The 15,202-nt window shown below is 27.2% G+C and carries 15 protein-coding genes and 4 tRNA genes; 8 read left to right on the plus strand and 11 right to left on the minus strand.

All coding sequences use genetic code 11. The features are described 5' to 3' along the window. A partial coding sequence (locus AVBRAN9333_RS08865) for a sodium-dependent transporter (RefSeq protein ID WP_336609864.1) occupies positions 1 to 1,266 on the plus strand: 1,266 nt, incomplete at its 5' end. A 263-nt stretch (positions 1,267 to 1,529) separates the two neighbouring features. Further along, a complete protein-coding gene (locus tag AVBRAN9333_RS08870) occupies positions 1,530 to 2,990 on the plus strand; it encodes a hydrogenase small subunit (RefSeq protein WP_336609865.1) in 1,461 nt (486 codons plus the stop codon). A 31-nt stretch (positions 2,991 to 3,021) separates the two neighbouring features. On the opposite strand, the gene AVBRAN9333_RS08875 is transcribed toward AVBRAN9333_RS08870, so the two are convergent. From AVBRAN9333_RS08875 to AVBRAN9333_RS08910, 8 genes are all read right to left on the minus strand, one after another. Continuing rightward, positions 3,022 to 3,690: a hypothetical protein gene (locus AVBRAN9333_RS08875; RefSeq protein WP_214117424.1), complete on the minus strand. Its 669-nt coding sequence runs from the start codon at positions 3,688 to 3,690 to the stop codon at positions 3,022 to 3,024. Next, positions 3,668 to 4,396 (minus strand): alpha/beta fold hydrolase, encoded by a 729-nt coding sequence (locus AVBRAN9333_RS08880; protein ID WP_336609866.1) that lies wholly within the window; start codon positions 4,394 to 4,396, stop codon positions 3,668 to 3,670. Before AVBRAN9333_RS08880 ends, AVBRAN9333_RS08875 begins: the two co-directional genes overlap by 23 nt. Continuing rightward, positions 4,383 to 4,598, minus strand: coding sequence for a type II toxin-antitoxin system Phd/YefM family antitoxin (locus tag AVBRAN9333_RS08885; protein WP_214117422.1), 216 nt, complete (start codon positions 4,596 to 4,598; stop codon positions 4,383 to 4,385). The genes AVBRAN9333_RS08880 and AVBRAN9333_RS08885 overlap by 14 nt, the downstream gene beginning before the upstream one ends. 64 nt (positions 4,599 to 4,662) lie before the next feature. Further along, entirely contained in the window at positions 4,663 to 4,887 is a 225-nt protein-coding gene (locus AVBRAN9333_RS08890) for a hypothetical protein (protein ID WP_214117421.1), read from the minus strand. Then, positions 4,868 to 6,283, minus strand: coding sequence for a PepSY-associated TM helix domain-containing protein (locus tag AVBRAN9333_RS08895; protein ID WP_239803339.1), 1,416 nt, complete (start codon positions 6,281 to 6,283; stop codon positions 4,868 to 4,870). The genes AVBRAN9333_RS08890 and AVBRAN9333_RS08895 overlap by 20 nt, the downstream gene beginning before the upstream one ends. A 45-nt stretch (positions 6,284 to 6,328) precedes the next feature. Continuing rightward, complete coding sequence (locus AVBRAN9333_RS08900) at positions 6,329 to 6,739, minus strand: PepSY-like domain-containing protein (RefSeq protein WP_336609867.1); 411 nt, start codon at positions 6,737 to 6,739, stop codon at positions 6,329 to 6,331. Between the two features lie 74 nt (positions 6,740 to 6,813). Further along, complete coding sequence (gene lgt / locus AVBRAN9333_RS08905; RefSeq protein ID WP_239803340.1) at positions 6,814 to 7,626, minus strand: prolipoprotein diacylglyceryl transferase; 813 nt, start codon at positions 7,624 to 7,626, stop codon at positions 6,814 to 6,816. A 30-nt stretch (positions 7,627 to 7,656) separates the two neighbouring features. Continuing rightward, positions 7,657 to 8,373: a hypothetical protein gene (locus AVBRAN9333_RS08910; protein WP_214120257.1), complete on the minus strand. Its 717-nt coding sequence runs from the start codon at positions 8,371 to 8,373 to the stop codon at positions 7,657 to 7,659. Positions 8,374 to 8,660: 287 nt separating this feature from the next. Between AVBRAN9333_RS08910 and AVBRAN9333_RS08915 the strand changes: the two genes are divergently transcribed. Further along, entirely contained in the window at positions 8,661 to 9,971 is a 1,311-nt protein-coding gene (locus AVBRAN9333_RS08915; RefSeq protein ID WP_336609868.1) for a Na+/H+ antiporter NhaC family protein, read from the plus strand. A gap of 154 nt (positions 9,972 to 10,125) precedes the next feature. Here the strand turns inward: AVBRAN9333_RS08915 and AVBRAN9333_RS08920 are convergent. Further along, positions 10,126 to 10,200, minus strand: a tRNA-Val gene (locus tag AVBRAN9333_RS08920). Between the two features lie 99 nt (positions 10,201 to 10,299). Between AVBRAN9333_RS08920 and AVBRAN9333_RS08925 the strand changes: the two genes are divergently transcribed. From AVBRAN9333_RS08925 to AVBRAN9333_RS08935, 3 genes are all read left to right on the plus strand, one after another. Beyond that, positions 10,300 to 10,377, plus strand: a tRNA-Pro gene (locus AVBRAN9333_RS08925). Between the two features lie 22 nt (positions 10,378 to 10,399). Next, positions 10,400 to 10,476, plus strand: a tRNA-His gene (locus AVBRAN9333_RS08930). A gap of 31 nt (positions 10,477 to 10,507) precedes the next feature. Continuing rightward, positions 10,508 to 10,583, plus strand: a tRNA-Arg gene (locus AVBRAN9333_RS08935). A 322-nt stretch (positions 10,584 to 10,905) separates the two neighbouring features. Here AVBRAN9333_RS08935 and AVBRAN9333_RS08940 read toward each other — a convergent pair. Both AVBRAN9333_RS08940 and AVBRAN9333_RS08945 read right to left on the minus strand, forming a co-directional pair. Further along, positions 10,906 to 11,232, minus strand: coding sequence for a hypothetical protein (locus AVBRAN9333_RS08940; RefSeq protein WP_214117415.1), 327 nt, complete (start codon positions 11,230 to 11,232; stop codon positions 10,906 to 10,908). Further along, positions 11,229 to 12,815, minus strand: coding sequence for an ABC-F family ATP-binding cassette domain-containing protein (locus AVBRAN9333_RS08945; RefSeq protein ID WP_214117414.1), 1,587 nt, complete (start codon positions 12,813 to 12,815; stop codon positions 11,229 to 11,231). The genes AVBRAN9333_RS08940 and AVBRAN9333_RS08945 overlap by 4 nt, the downstream gene beginning before the upstream one ends. A gap of 58 nt (positions 12,816 to 12,873) precedes the next feature. Here AVBRAN9333_RS08945 and AVBRAN9333_RS08950 point away from each other — a divergent pair, with 58 nt between their 5' ends. Together AVBRAN9333_RS08950 and AVBRAN9333_RS08955 are read left to right on the plus strand one after the other, a co-directional pair. Further along, a complete protein-coding gene (locus tag AVBRAN9333_RS08950; protein ID WP_214120258.1) occupies positions 12,874 to 13,899 on the plus strand; it encodes a GGDEF domain-containing protein in 1,026 nt (341 codons plus the stop codon). Further along, positions 13,892 to 15,109, plus strand: coding sequence for a GGDEF domain-containing protein (locus AVBRAN9333_RS08955; RefSeq protein WP_214117412.1), 1,218 nt, complete (start codon positions 13,892 to 13,894; stop codon positions 15,107 to 15,109). Before AVBRAN9333_RS08950 ends, AVBRAN9333_RS08955 begins: the two co-directional genes overlap by 8 nt. Positions 15,110 to 15,202: the final 93 nt, after the last annotated feature.

Raw genomic sequence — 15,202 nt, forward strand, 5'->3', positions numbered from 1 at the left:
ATATTGCTTTATTTAGTTTTAACATTTTTAGTAGCTTTTATGGTTTTTTTAGGAGAGCTTAGTATTGGTAAAATTACTCAAAAAGACGCTGTGAATGCTTTTAGCGATTTAGCAAAATCTAATAAAAAAGCTTGGGGATTTGCAGGATTTTTTATGATAGGAGCTATTTTAATAGTTTGTTTTTATAGCGTTGTAATAGGCTGGATTTTAAAATACATTTATTCTAGTTTTTTTGCTTTACCAAATTCTGTTAGCGAAGCTGGAGATTTATTTGGTAATTTATTGACAAAAGACTTATTATCTCAAATTATTTGCTTTAGCATAGTGTTTTTTATGATTTTTTGGGTTGTTAGTAAAGGAATTAAAAGTGGCATTGAAAAAATGAATGTATGGATGATGCCAAGTTTGTTTATATTATTAATTTTAATGCTTTTATATAGTTTTACTTTTGATGGATTTGTTAAGGCGTTTAGCTTTTTGTTTAAGCCTGATTTTTCTGTTTTATTTGTTGAAGATAAACTTAATATAAAATTAATTTTAGACGCTTTAGGGCTAAGCTTTTTTAGTCTTTCTATGGGTGTTTGCGTAGTTTTAACTTACGCTGCTAGTTTGCCAGAAAATATAAATGTAATTAAATCAACTTTATCAATTATTTTTATAAATATTTTAGTTGGTATTATGATGGGGCTTATTGTATTTACTTTTGTTTTTGAATATGGAGCAAATGCAAGCGAGCAAGGGCCAGGACTTATATTTGTAAGCCTTATGAGTTTATTTTCAAATCTTGGAATTATTGGAAATATACTTGCGATTGCATTTTTTATAGCATTACTCTTTGCTGGGCTTACTAGTGCTGTTTCAATGATTGAACCTTTTGCTTTTTATTTAATAAATAAATTTGGAATTTCAAGAAAACTTGCTCTAATTTATATAGGTATTTTTGTTTATATTATGGGGATATTTTGCATATTAGGTTTTAATAATGAATATTCTTCAATTTTTACATTTTTTGATAAAAGTATATTTGATATATTAGATTATTTAACTTCTAATATTTTAATGCCATTATCAGCGATTATTACTTGTATTTTCGTAGGATTTTTCGTAGAAGTGAATAAACTTAAAAACTTATTTATTCCTTATATGGGTGAGTTTGGATTTAAAATATGGTTATTGTTTATAAGATTTATTTGTCCTATTGTAATACTTATAATAATGTTAGAGAATTTAGGTCTAACTAAGTATTTAAAGTCTATGTTTTTTTAAGATATATTTTTAACTAAGACTTATAAAAATTTATTAAAATTTGAAAAAAAGTATAATTTTAAGAATATTTAAAGTTTGGTTTAGTTAGTATTTATATTTCAAACTAAACTCATTTAGCCCCGTTAAAACGGGGTAAATATAAAATATATCTTAAATATACCGCTAGTTAAATTAGTAACTTGAGTAGAAAAGTTACTAATTTTAAAAATTATTTCGCTATTATTCATTTAATTTGATATTTTAAGCTTAAATAAAGGATTATTATGAATGCAAATGTATTAGCTCAAATTCAATCTACATTAAAAACTTTAGGCGTGAAAGCTGATGAAAAAGAAATCTACGAAAAAATCAATGCAAAAAAGTTAAAATTAATATGGCTACATTTTAGCGAATGCACAGGCTGTAGTGAGAGTTTTATTAGAAGTGAGAGTATTGGTCTTGATGATTTGATTTTTGATTTTATAGATTTAATCTATCACGAAACTTATATGGCAGCTAGTGGATTTTTAGCTGAAGATTTATTAGAAATTAAAGAGCCATTTTTATTAGTAGTTGAAGGTGCTATTGCTAGTAATGAGTTTTATACAAGTGGGGCTCCAGCTCATTCTGCTTTACATAAATTAAAAGAATTAACTAATCGTGCAAGTTGTGTTTATGCTGTAGGTTCATGCTCATCTTATGGTGGTATTCAAGCAGCTAAGCCAAATCCTACTAATTCTATTAGTATTGAAGATATTTTAAAAGATGCTGTATTAATTCCTGGTTGTCCTCCAAGTGAGAGCAATATCATTGCTAGTATTTTACATTTTGCGTTTTTTGATAAAGCTCCTACATTAGATGATAATAATCGTCCTGCTTTTGCTTATTCAAAATGCTTACACGATATGTGCGAAAGAAAAATAGCTTTTGAGAGTGGGGAATTTGTTGAAGAATTTGGAGATGAAGCAGCTAAATCTGGCGCTTGTTTGTTTAAAGTAGGGTGTAAAGGACCATATACTTTTAATAATTGTCCTAAGACAAAGTTTAATGCTAAAACTTCTTGGCCGGTTCAAGCAGGGCATGGCTGTATTGCCTGTAGTGAAAGAGATTTTTGGGATAATTACGGCGTTTATGAACAATCACTCGCTAGTTCTTACGCACAAACTAAAAGAGCAAGGTGTTATGATGATTTAGCTAGATTTAATAAGGGCGATGAGGTTGTTGTAAGAGATGATGGGATTTATATTAATAATGAATTATCAGCTTTTTTAGAATTTGAAAGTAAAAATCACGCAGAATTATTAAATAAAAACAAATTAGGTGCTAAGTTATTAGCAAATTATAAAGAAAAATTTGGCTTAAATCTTGAAGGAGATAGCGAGATTTTAAATACTTTTAGTGGTATTTTAATAAGCTCGGCAAATATTTTAGGACTTAAATTAGGCTTAACTGAACTTCTTGATTTAGCTAATAAATATGAAATAGGAATTGCTAGTGGGCTTGATTTTAAATTAGCTAAAAAACCTATTTTAATGGATGTTAGTAAGTCTTTTAGATTGATTTTGATATATCGTTTAGGCGGACTTGATGATATTGCGATTTTGTTTGGTGTAGTTGATAGTATTGCTTCAATGATAGCGAAATCTTTAAAAATGCTAGAGTGTAAGAGTGTAAAGTTTGAAGGAGAATTATTCAAACATCAAATATTAGTTGATAGATTAAACTATCACTTAAAAAATTTCTAAGAATTTGAATTAAGAATTTATTTCTTAATTCTTATAAATATTTATCTAAATTATCTTTATATTTTAGGCTTAATCTTAAATAAAGTTCATTTATTTCATTTTTAAATTCTTCGTTTTTGTAAGCATTTAAGAAATTGTTTGTATGCAAAATCTCTTTTTTGTTTTCACAATTATCAAGGTATAAATCTTTTAAATAAAGTTTAAGGTATTTGACTAAAAGCTCTAATGCTCTAAATATAAAAATTATTATTGGCTCATTTGAGATTTGCTTTACATTTAATAAAAATTGCGCTTTTAAATTATCAAAATCATACTTTATCAAAGGACAAGGATGAGATGAAAAATCTTTATAAAATAAATCATACAAACTAATTGCATTTATATCCAAAACCAACCCATCATCATTAACTAGAGCAAAAAACGGATATAGCTTACAAGCTAAAGGACGAAAAGCGCATAAGCCTTTATAAGAGCATTTGACAAAGCATAAAGTGATTGTTTTTTCGCATTTTAATTTGTAAGCAATACTTGCAACTAGACTTAGATTGGTTTTATCTTTAATGTATTCATACTCGCTTTTTAGCATAGGGATTATTACATTAAAGGGCTTATCTGCATTACAGCAATGCCCGTTGCAAGATTTGTAGCAATCTTTAAAATAAATTATTTCTAATTCTTCAAGCTTTTTGAAAAAACTCATCAATAAAAGGCGTTAAATCATTTTGCATAAAGAAAAAATGATTTCCATTAAAGGTAATTAGTTTTGAGTTTTTGATTAAACCTTGCATTTTATTTGCTATGCTAAGTGGTGTTGCAGTGTCGCTTTCTCCCCATAATAGCAAGGTTTTCGTGTTGATTTTGCTAATTTCGTTTTGATAGTCTTCATCAACTACATTTTTAAAAGTCTCATACATAATAGGGCTTAGTGTAGCACCATCTTTACTAGCTAAAAATCTTCTTATGTTTTTAAATCCTAATTTATTTAAGCATTTTGCAAGAAAGACTTTTAGCTTTACTTTAGGGCTTTTTGGTAGTTTTAACCCAGCACTAGCACATAAAATCAACGCATCATAATCATTCTTACTAGCCATAAGACAAGCAATTTTGCCACCATAAGAATGACCTAGCAAAATATCAACTTTTATATCTAATGCTTTTATAAATTCATTTGTCAAATTAAGATAATCAATAGAGTTAAAAGCATAACTTGGTTCATCACTTCCACCAAATCCTGCAAAGTCTAAAAATATCATTTGCTTACAATGTTTGCTTAAAGATTTTGTGAAAAATTGCTCCATTAGTTCTTTATTAGCACCCCAGCCGTGCATTATTAAAGCTACTTTTTCTCCATTTCCTTGTCTTATTAGATAACTTAGCCCGAGATTTTTTATATTAATTCTTGCCATTTTTTTTGTCCTTATAAATAGCTTCTAAAATTACTAAAGCATTTTGTAATTTTTCATATTCGGCAAGGTTTAGCATAACACATTGGAATTTGTTATTTTTTACTACGAAGACTTTTTTATTTCCTTCAATTTTTTTTAAAATTGCAGAAAAATTACGAACTACATCAGTAGCTGAAAATATCTCATCTTGGCTAAATTTCATATTTTTCCTTTTGTGATTTTAAATAATAAAGCAAAAACTAATCCAAAACCACATTCGCTAAAAATTAGCGAATGTTAGAGCTTTTATTATTTAAATCATATAGGTGTTTAGCCCAAATCGTAATTATACAAAATGCAAAAATTGAACTAAAAAATATCATTAAATTATATAGTTTTGCATCAAGATATAAGGCACATACAAATGCTATTGCAAATAAAATATAACTTGCTTTTTTATAATCAATGCTAAGGCAGATTGCTCCTATTAAATTAATTAATATTATTAACATTTGCTCTCCTTAAATTAATAATTAATCCTAAAATTATAAGTAATATAACAAAGTCAAACATCATTGTTATAAACACAAAACCGCTAATACAAATATCAGATATTAATAATGCCAATAAAATAATTAAGCTAATTATCATTAGATTTTTAGTTTTATTTACAAAAATATAGCTAAGAATAATGCTTAATATAAAGCTTATTAAAAATGCAAATTGTTCTACTTGCATATTTTGAGTAAGCTTATTAGCTATAAAATAAATAGCAGTAGCATTTAAAGATGGATAAAACGCTGCATAAGCAATTGCTTTATAAAGTAGATTATCTTTATGTTTTTTACTAGCTAATAATAAAGCTTTGTATATAAATAAGCAAGTAAATATTCCACATAAAAATAAAATAAAATAAAGTTGAAAATCAGCAAACATAACTCTATGAATATTAAAAAATATTTCATAAATTGATGAAAATGCACTTAGTTTGCTTTCTTTTGGAGTTTGTTTTACATTAGCTTCGCTATCAAAAACATAGCTTTTATTACTTTTTGTATTAATTGATGGCATTATATTTTTATCATCATTTAAAGTAATTGCAAATTCTTTTGTGCTTTTATTTAAAACAATTGTTATATTTTTTGTATTTTCTAAATTATTAATAGCTTTGCTAATTAAATTTGTATCAAAAATAAAACTTTTATCACTATTTGTATTTGCGTTACTTGGTGTTTTTGCTTGTTTAGTGGTAGTTGTAGTAAATAATTTTTCTATATCTTTAATGTAATTTATACCTATTCCACTAAGTGCTAAGATGAATAAAAATGAACCTACAAAAAGTCCAGCAACTATGTGAAAATCAAATAATCTTGCTAAATCATTTTTCACATTAATTTTATTGAAATTCTTTTTATTCCAAATCAAAATTCCACTTATATATAAAAATATTATCCCAGCTGCAAAAATACTAACAATTGCTTCTAAGAAATCTTTAAAACTACCATTAATAGGCAATAATTTATAATGAATACTAGTTAAAAATTTAGCTCCTAAAGTGCTTGTTTTATTTAGTATATTTTCTCCATCAAAATAGCTTATATTACTTTTTCTTTCGCCTTTTGTTGAATTAGAATTATAATAATTAATCTCATATAAATTATTATAATAACTAGGAGTTTTGATAGATATAAAATCGTAATCTTTATATTTTTCTTGTGCGTAATTAATAGCACTACTTAATCCATTTATATCATTATTTAAGATAGTTTTGCTTTCGTGCAACTTTGGCTGCATATAAAAATCAATTTCATTTCTAAAATAACTAATGGTTCCAAAAAAGGTTATTATAAAAAGTAACCAACAAGCATAAATTCCAATGTAAGAATGTAATTTTCTAAGTGTTTTCATATCTTTCCTAATCTTAGGAATTTCAAATTGAAATTCCTATTGTTTTTAATCATCAAGCACGGTTTTTGTGATAGTTCCGTTATTGTCTATATAAACTTTATAATTGTTATTAAATTTTAGTTTATATCCGTTCCATTCTTTTTCAATTTCCATTAATTTCGCATTTTTTTGATTTTCTTTAGCAAGTTTTAAAACATCTTGCATAATGCTATCAGGAATTGGAGAGTATTTTCCATCTATTTCTTTAATATCTCCAGATTTAGAAAAATCAAGTTCAGTTCCACTGCTAAGTTTGATTTCATAAGAATCCCAATCTTTTTCAGCTTTAACTATATTTTCATTTGTAAAATGAGTTTTTACAAAGTCTTGAATATTTTGTGGTAGTTCGCTTGGATTTATATTTGTATCAGCTAATAAACAGCAACTAATTGCACCTAAAAATAAAAGTTTTTTCATACTTTACTCCTTAAAATGATTTGAAATTTGATATTATCAAAATATCGTAATTTTGATTATACCCCCCCCCCGTGTTAATGATTATCTTTAATTTTATTTAAATAAAAATACAAACTAAGAGCAAAGCAAAACATAATTAAACTCAAAATTTGACCCATAGATAGGCTTAATGCGATAAAACCTAAATTAAAATCAGGTTCTCTAAAGAATTCACAAATAAATCTAGCTATCCCATACGACATTGCATAAATACAGATTAATTGCCCGTTAAACTTTATTCTCTTTGAAAAAATGTAAATGATAATGAAAATTATTAAACCTTCAGCGAATGCTTCATATAATTGGCTAGGGTGCCTTAAAGTATCTCCTACATAAACTCCCCAAGCTACATCAGTTGCTCTGCCAAATAGTTCGTGGTTTAAAAAGTTTCCAATTCTTCCAAATATATACCCTAATGGCACTGATAATGCTACTAAATCAAGTATTTTAAACATATTTTTTTTATATTTTTTAGAATAAAGATAAGTTGTAATTAATGCACCAACTAATGCTCCGTGATAGCTCATTCCAGCAATTCCTACAAATTCGCCATTTACAAACGGATTAAACATTTGCCAAGGATTGCTTAAATAATATAATTTATCATCGCTATAAACTAAAATATATCCTATTCTAGCTCCTAAGATTATGCCTATTTCTATCCAAACGAAATAATTTTCTATTTCTTTTTTGCTAAAGCCAAAGCGTGGAGCAAATTTTTGTCCTATAAATAATGCAATAAGCAATGCTAATATGTAGCAAAGTGCGTAATAATGTATTTTAAACATTCCTATGCTAAATGCAACTCTATTGGTATTTTCATAAAAATGTTGCCAAAATTCAAGCATTATTATCCTTTTTTAGAATTTCAAAATATATTAAAAACCACTTAGTTTTTTGCAAGATATTTGATTACCTAAATTACAAGATTTTTCTAAGAATTTTTTACTTAATTTAAATTTACCCATATTTAAATAAGCATTAGCTCCAGCAAAACAAGCTTCTTCATAGCCTTTATTGCAAGTTTGCTCTAAAAGATTGAATGCTTTTTTTGTGTCATTATTTTCTAAATGCACACTTGCTTCAAATATGCAAGCATTAAAGAAATTTTTGTTGCAAGCAATGTGAGCGTATTTAATAGCGTTTTCTTTATCTAAAAATCCTTTATAATATCTAGCAGTTGCATAACAAGAGTTTTGATTATTTTCGTTATCGCATTGAGCTTTTATGATTTTTAGTGCTTTTGTTGAGTTTTGTTCGTAATTTAATACAAGCTTGGTGCAAGCTAATTCAAAATGATTTTGACAAGCAAGTCTTAAGGCATTAAAAATCGTATAATCATCATCACTAAAAGTAGAAATTGTATAACAAGCTGCCATATTTTTTGCCTTGCATTCATCGTTTATATAGTCTTTTGCTTCTTTTATGTAAGTTATTTTATTTATATTATTTGCTTCATCACAGCCTTTAAAATCATTATTACTACAAGCACTAATTTTTGATAAATATTCATTAACTTTTGCTAAATCAAGAGCGATTTGTGCTTCATTTGCATAAACAAATATTGAAAATATAAGTATTATTAATTTTTTCATATTTACTCCTTAAGGTTTTAGTGTATTGAATTTTAGATAATTTTAATGATTTTTTCTAAAAAAATAAAATATTTAAGGAAAATTTCAGAATATTTTAGGTTGAATAACGCAAATATTTTACAAAAGGAGTTTTTAAATGAGTGTTTTATCATTTGTCTTAACAAACAATTTATTTACAAGCTTCTTCTTCCATCATGCCTTAGGGCATTGAGACTTCATAATACTTTTTTATCATATTATTTTTTATATTTTAAACATTTAAACAAAATTAATTTAAAGGAAAATTTATGTTAACAAACCCTGTTTTAATAAGCGTTTTTATAATGCTTGGACTATGTCTATTAAGATTTAATGTATTTTTAGCTATTTTAGTTTCTGGACTAATAGCAGGACTTATGAGTGTTAGTTTTGATGATAATATTTTGGTAGTATTAAAAAATATTATGAATACATTCATAAGTGGTATGAGTGGCAATTTGCAAACCTCACTTAGCTATGTTTTAGTAGGTGCTTTAGCGGTTGCTGTATCTAGGACTAATTTAACTGCTTATTTAGTTAATTTTATTAGTAAAAAGATGTCAGATAAAAGAATTTTATTGCTATTTTCTTTAGCTATAATTTCAAGCTTTTCTCAGAATTTAATTCCAATTCACGTAGCATTTATTCCGATTTTAATCCCACCAATGCTAAGTCTATTTAATAAGCTAAAAATTGACAGGCGTGCTGTAGCTTGTGCGGTAACATTTGGGCTTACAACTCCTTATATGACTTTACCTGTGGGATTTGGTCTTATATTTCAAGATATAATTACTCAATCGCTAAATGATAATGGAGTAAAAGTTACTCAAAGTGATGTTGCTGGTGTTGTTTGGCTTATGTTTTTTATAATGTTTTTTGGTCTTCTTGCTTCATTTATTTATTATAGAAAACCTAAAGCATATCAAGAGCTTGAAACAAAATATGAAAACTTAGATAATATTAGTTTTGGCAAAAAAGAATTAATGGTAATGATAGGTTTATTAATTACTTTAACTACTCAAATACTTGTTGGTTCTTTACCGCTTTCGGCTTTACTTGGATTTTTATTTATTTGTGTAAGCGGTGGAGTTGAGTATAAAAAAATTGATGAAGTGTTTTTGGGTGGATTTTCTTTAATGGGTTATGTGGCATTTATTATGCTAATTGCTTGTGGTTTTGGAGCTGTTTTACAAAGCACAGGAGCTATTAAAGAAATAGTTGATTTTACTTTAAGTATTACTACTAATAAATTAATAATAGCGTTTGGAATGATGTGTATAGGATTATTAATCACTCTTGGAATTGGAAGTTCGTTTGGAACGGTTCCTATTATTGCTACTTTATTTGTGCCAATTTGCACGGCTTTGGGTTTTAGTGCTGAAAGTATTATTTTCATCATTGCTTGTGCTGGTGCAGTTGGAGATACAGGTAGTCCTGCTAGTGAAGCAACTTTAGGAATTACCGTTGGGCTTAATGCTGATAGTCAAAGTGATCACATAAAAGATGTATGTATCCCTACATTTATATTCTATAATATACCTTTAGTAGTAGGTGGTGCTTTAATAGCTTATTATTTATAATTTGCCTTATTTTAGGCAAGTTATTTTAAACAACTGCTTTTGCGGTTGTTTATTTTTAAATATATTAATCTTATAAATTTATATAATTTCTTAAAGTATTTAAATTCCACAAGAAAAAACATTAAAACATATTTTATAAAAAGAATAAGTAATATGGTGACCCCGATTGGACTTGAACCAACGACTTTTACCATGTCAAGGTAACACTCTACCACTGAGTTACGGGGTCATTGTGTATAATTTTAGCAATATTTTGTGAATAAATTATTTTTTTCTTGACATTTTAAAAAAGTTAATATATAATGCGACCTTTCTTATAAAACATTTTCGGGGTGTAGCGCAGTCTGGTTAGCGCACTTGGTTTGGGACCAAGGGGCCGAAGGTTCGAATCCTTTCACCCCGACCACTTCTTTATTATTTCATTTATGGTGAGTGTAGCTCAGTCGGTTAGAGCATCAGATTGTGGTCCTGAGGGTCGTGGGTTCGATTCCCATCACTCACCCCACTTTTTTAAAAAATCATATTTTAGTTTTGTTGCGTTAGTAGCTCAATGGATAGAGCAACAGACTTCGGATCTGTAGGTTGTGGGTTCGACTCCTACCTAGCGTACCACTTTGTATTTTTCGCCAATTATTTAAGTATTATTTTTAACCATATTCATAAATGTTTTAGTTTTATTATTAAATGTCAATGGTATATTTTTGGAATAATCACAAACAAAATTAGATATTGACAATTAAATAAGTATAAAAATTAAAATATAAAAACATAATTTTATAGCAATATTTTACAATCAACTTAGATTTTATAAAGCTAAAGTTTGAATTATTGTAATTATTTATATAAAAATATTGCATAGTAATCATTACTAGATATTTTGTGTATAAAACTTAATATTATTTTTTTAGAATTTAAATTAAGCGAAAGGAGATTTTTAATCTCCTTGATGATAATTTTTTTCTAATTCTATCTCTTCATCTTGAGTGTTGTTTTTAGCCCATTCACACATCGCATCTCTTAGCATTAAATACTTTTTCTTAGACAATTTTTCATTTTCACTTAATTCTCTATCTTCAAGTAATTTAATTTGAAAGAATGTATCATCTTTTTTTGAATACTTTAAAAAGAAGTCAACATAATCAAAATAATCCTTATTGCTCTCATAGTTAATAATTTCTTCAATATAAATAGTAGGCCCAAAACCCATATGATTTTGACTAAAATTACCAAAACCTGCCGAATACTCCACCTTAAATGTCATTTGCTCTCCCCATATTTTAATAAAAACTCTTCATACGTGCCAACAAAATCAATAAGCTCACCATTGTTTAAATACCAAATTCTATTTGCATAAGAATTGATTAATTCCCTATCGTGGCTTATACAAATTGCTACTCCATCGTATTCATAAAGTGCTTCACCAAGAGAAATAATAGCTTCAAGGTCAAGATGGTTATTTGGCTCATCAAGTAAGATAAAATTACCCCTTTCAAGCATAATTTTACTCAACATCAATCTGTGCTTTTCACCACCGCTTAAATCTTTTGCCATTTTTTCTTGATCGGTTCCGCTAAAGAGCATTCTACCTAAGCATTTGCGAATTTCATCAATATCTTTATGTTTTTCGCTAATTAAATAGTCATATAGTTTCAAATTTTCACAAATTTTACTTGAGGTATCTTGTGGGAAGTAACTAGGTTCAATTGTAGCACCCATTTTTACCTCTCCATTATCAGGAGAAATTTCATTCATTATAATCTTTGCTAGTGTGCTTTTTCCGGCTCCACTTGCTCCAATTATTGCTATTTTATCGCCTTTATTTACTTTAAGATTTAAGTTTTTAAATAGTTGCTTATCATAAGCTTTACTTATATTGTTTAGCTCTAAAACTTCATTACCAATTTCTCTATTACATCTAAATAAAATTGATGGGTCACGCCTACTTGAAATCTCTATTTCGCTTACATCAAGTTTTGCTAAGTTTTTTGCACGACTTGTTGCTTGTCTTGCTTTAGAAGCATTTGCGCTAAAACGAGCTATAAATTTTTCTAAAGCTTCTTTTTCTTTTAAATTCTTAGCAAGACTTGCTTCTTTTTGTCTTTTAATAAGTGTGCTTTGCATATACCAATCATCGTAATTTCCTGCAAATTCACGAATTTGTTTGAAATCTACATCAAGCATTCTTGTGCAAATACTATTTAAGAAAAATCTATCGTGAGAAATTACAACCATTGTTCCATCGTGGCGTTTTAGTTCATTTTCTAGCCAATTAATAGCGTCTAAATCAAGGTTATTCGTAGGCTCATCTAAAAATAACACATCAGGTTTAGCAAATAATACCTGTGCGATTAGAACTTTAAATTTATCACTTGTTTGAACATTTTTCATAAGTTCATCATAATTATGAAGATTTAAAGAGCTTAATATTTTTTCACATCTAGTATCGTATTCATAATTTGGGTCTTCTTCTGCACAAATCATTTCAAGTTCGCTTAAGCGATTATTTATTTCATCGGTATAATCCGTGCAAGTTGCATATATATTTTCTTTTTCTTTTACTGCATTATAAAGTCTTTTGTTTCCATATAAAACTGCATCTTTTAAGCTAAATTCTTCATACGCAAATTGATTTTGCTCTAACACGCCGTATCTTACGCCATTTTCAAAACTAACTTCTCCGCTAGTTGCTTCAAGTTCTCCTGCTATAATTTTTAAAAATGTTGATTTTCCAGCTCCGTTTGCACCGATAAGTCCATATTTTTCGCCTCTTTTTAAGCTTAAATTTACATTTTCAAATAATAATCCCGTAGGGTATCTCATAGTAAGAGATTTGATTTCTACCATTTTTTATCCTTTTTTTATATAATCGTTTCTTTAAAATTTACAAAAGGCTCTACAATCAATGAACTCATTTTTAAGTGAATTAATAATTTCTTTGCCTAGTGCTACTTTTATTTTAGAGATATTAGCACTTATTATTGCACTTTACTTTAAAAAATACAACATAATATCGGTATGTATTTTATTAATAAGTTCTAAAATGATTTATTTATTTTCAGCAAATTATCAAACCCATATTTATGTAAGTTTGTTTATGCCTTTTGCTTTTGCGCTTTTAGTATCTTTAAAAAAAGAGTATGATACTATAAAATGCTTATTACCTATTAGTTTTGTTTTTATTTTATACATAGTATTAGGTATATTTTTATCTCAAAATACTAGCTTTGCATTAAATTCTACTAATAAATTTTTATTTTCAAATTCTTTTATCACTGATTTAGGTTTAGTGTTTTTTCTAGTATTTTTAGTGTATTTATTGATATTAAGATTTTTTATATTTTTTGAAAAAACATTAATTTTTGCGTATATTGGAGCTTATTTTGAATTTATGTTTTTTAAAACTCTTGAAAAAACAGATGTTGGGTTTTTTGAATTTGCTTCTTTAATATTTTTAATCTCTATATTTCTTGAAGGGTATAAATTAGCATTTTTTGATGCTTTAACTCAAGTTTTAAATAGAAGAGCTTATGATAGAACTAGGCTTATTGCTAATGATGTAATAGCGGTATGTGATATAGATTTTTTTAAAAAAGTTAATGATACTTATGGTCATGATGCTGGTGATTTTATATTAAAAAATGTAGCTAAGATATTAAAAGCTAATGTAGATAAAGTTTATAGATTTGGCGGAGAAGAATTTGTAATCGTATATAAAAATCAAGACTTTAAAAATTGTGTAACAAAATTAGATAATATAAGAGAAAATATAGAAAAAGAAATATTTAAATTTAATGAAAAAATTATAAAAGTTACTATTAGTATTGGAGTTGAAATGGTAGAAGATGATAAAATAAAAGCCTTTAAAAACGCTGATGCTAAGTTATATAAAGCAAAAAATTCAGGAAGAAATAGAGTAATATATGAGTAGTGAAAGTAAAAAAGCAACAATTCAAGAATATATAAAAGGCTGGGGGCCTGAATTAGAAATAGGTATTGATGTGGTTGATGAAGAACATAAAATGTTCTTTGAATTAATAGAGCAAGTATTTGAAGCAGCTAATAGTGGTTATAAAGAATTTGAATCTGTATTTCAAGTGGTTTTAAGTCATATTGCTTGGCATTTTAAAAATGAAGAAGATTATATGAAAAGTATGGCTATATATACAAAATATGTAGAAACCCACAGAGATATTCACTCGCAGTGTATATCACAATTAGGTAAGATGAGAGATGCAGTGTTAAAGCAAAATAGTGAAGATGATATGGTATATCAAAAAGAACTTGCAATTAACTTGGCTTATTTTGTTAAAAATTGGCTGATTTTTCATATAGTTGGAGAAGATTATAAAATAGCTAAACAAATTAAATTTATAGAAGCTGGTAATAGTCCTCAAAGAGCATTTGAGATGATAAATGAAAAGATGGATAAAAATATAGAAATTCTAACTATTACCTTATCAAATCTTTTAAAAATTTATGAGATTAGAAACGAGAAATTATTAGAAATTGAAGCAGATATTAAATCAAGTCTTAACAAAAAAGAAAAACAACTGCAAGAACAAATTCAAGAAAATAAGAAAAAATCAATTACAGATGAATTAACAGGATTATTTAATAGACGACAGGCTATGTTTGTATTAAATAATATATGGAATGAATATCAAGACCCAACCTGTGCTATTATTCAATTAGATTTAGATAAGTTTAAAGAAGTTAATGATACTTATGGACACCATGCAGGAGATTTGGTTTTAAAACAATTTTCAAATGCTGTTAAATATTTTTTTGATACTAATGAATTATGTAATAAGTATAAGTATAACGATAGAGATAGCATACACTTTTGCCGTTTAGGTGGTGATGAATTTTTAGTAATATTACAAAAATATTCTTTAGATGAAGCAGTGGCAATTGCAAATGCTTTACACGCAGTAGTAAATGGTATAGAAGTATTAGACGAACATAAAAAAGTGATTTGGAAAGGTAGCACAAGTATTGGTGTAGCTTGTAGAAATGCTGATAATAGAGATTTTGAATCAGTATTAAAAGCTGCTGATGCTTATTTATATAAAGCAAAAGAAGATGGTAGAAATTGCGTTCGCTCTATGTTACACGAGATAGGGGGGGGGTATTTCTAGCAGAGTATTTATAAATTAAATACCGCTAGTAGAATTTAAAATTAAGAATTTAGAATGCTTTTTTAAATTCTTAATTTTTTTAAAAAAAATTTT

It is taken from the genome of Campylobacter sp. RM9333 (assembly GCF_020137705.1).
In the GTDB taxonomy this organism is placed as follows: Bacteria; Campylobacterota; Campylobacteria; order Campylobacterales; family Campylobacteraceae; genus Campylobacter_E.

Coding starts and splice junctions, on each gene's coding strand:
- AVBRAN9333_RS08870 (WP_336609865.1), top strand. CDS start 1,530: ATGAATGCAAATGTATTAGCTCAAATTCAATCTACATTAAAAACTTTA.
- AVBRAN9333_RS08875 (WP_214117424.1), bottom strand. CDS start 3,690: ATGAGTTTTTTCAAAAAGCTTGAAGAATTAGAAATAATTTATTTTAAA.
- AVBRAN9333_RS08880 (WP_336609866.1), bottom strand. CDS start 4,396: ATGGCAAGAATTAATATAAAAAATCTCGGGCTAAGTTATCTAATAAGA.
- AVBRAN9333_RS08885 (WP_214117422.1), bottom strand. CDS start 4,598: ATGAAATTTAGCCAAGATGAGATATTTTCAGCTACTGATGTAGTTCGT.
- AVBRAN9333_RS08890 (WP_214117421.1), bottom strand. CDS start 4,887: ATGTTAATAATATTAATTAATTTAATAGGAGCAATCTGCCTTAGCATT.
- AVBRAN9333_RS08895 (WP_239803339.1), bottom strand. CDS start 6,283: ATGAAAACACTTAGAAAATTACATTCTTACATTGGAATTTATGCTTGT.
- AVBRAN9333_RS08900 (WP_336609867.1), bottom strand. CDS start 6,739: ATGAAAAAACTTTTATTTTTAGGTGCAATTAGTTGCTGTTTATTAGCT.
- lgt (WP_239803340.1), bottom strand. CDS start 7,626: ATGCTTGAATTTTGGCAACATTTTTATGAAAATACCAATAGAGTTGCA.
- AVBRAN9333_RS08910 (WP_214120257.1), bottom strand. CDS start 8,373: ATGAAAAAATTAATAATACTTATATTTTCAATATTTGTTTATGCAAAT.
- AVBRAN9333_RS08915 (WP_336609868.1), top strand. CDS start 8,661: ATGTTAACAAACCCTGTTTTAATAAGCGTTTTTATAATGCTTGGACTA.
- AVBRAN9333_RS08940 (WP_214117415.1), bottom strand. CDS start 11,232: ATGACATTTAAGGTGGAGTATTCGGCAGGTTTTGGTAATTTTAGTCAA.
- AVBRAN9333_RS08945 (WP_214117414.1), bottom strand. CDS start 12,815: ATGGTAGAAATCAAATCTCTTACTATGAGATACCCTACGGGATTATTA.
- AVBRAN9333_RS08950 (WP_214120258.1), top strand. CDS start 12,874: ATGAACTCATTTTTAAGTGAATTAATAATTTCTTTGCCTAGTGCTACT.
- AVBRAN9333_RS08955 (WP_214117412.1), top strand. CDS start 13,892: ATGAGTAGTGAAAGTAAAAAAGCAACAATTCAAGAATATATAAAAGGC.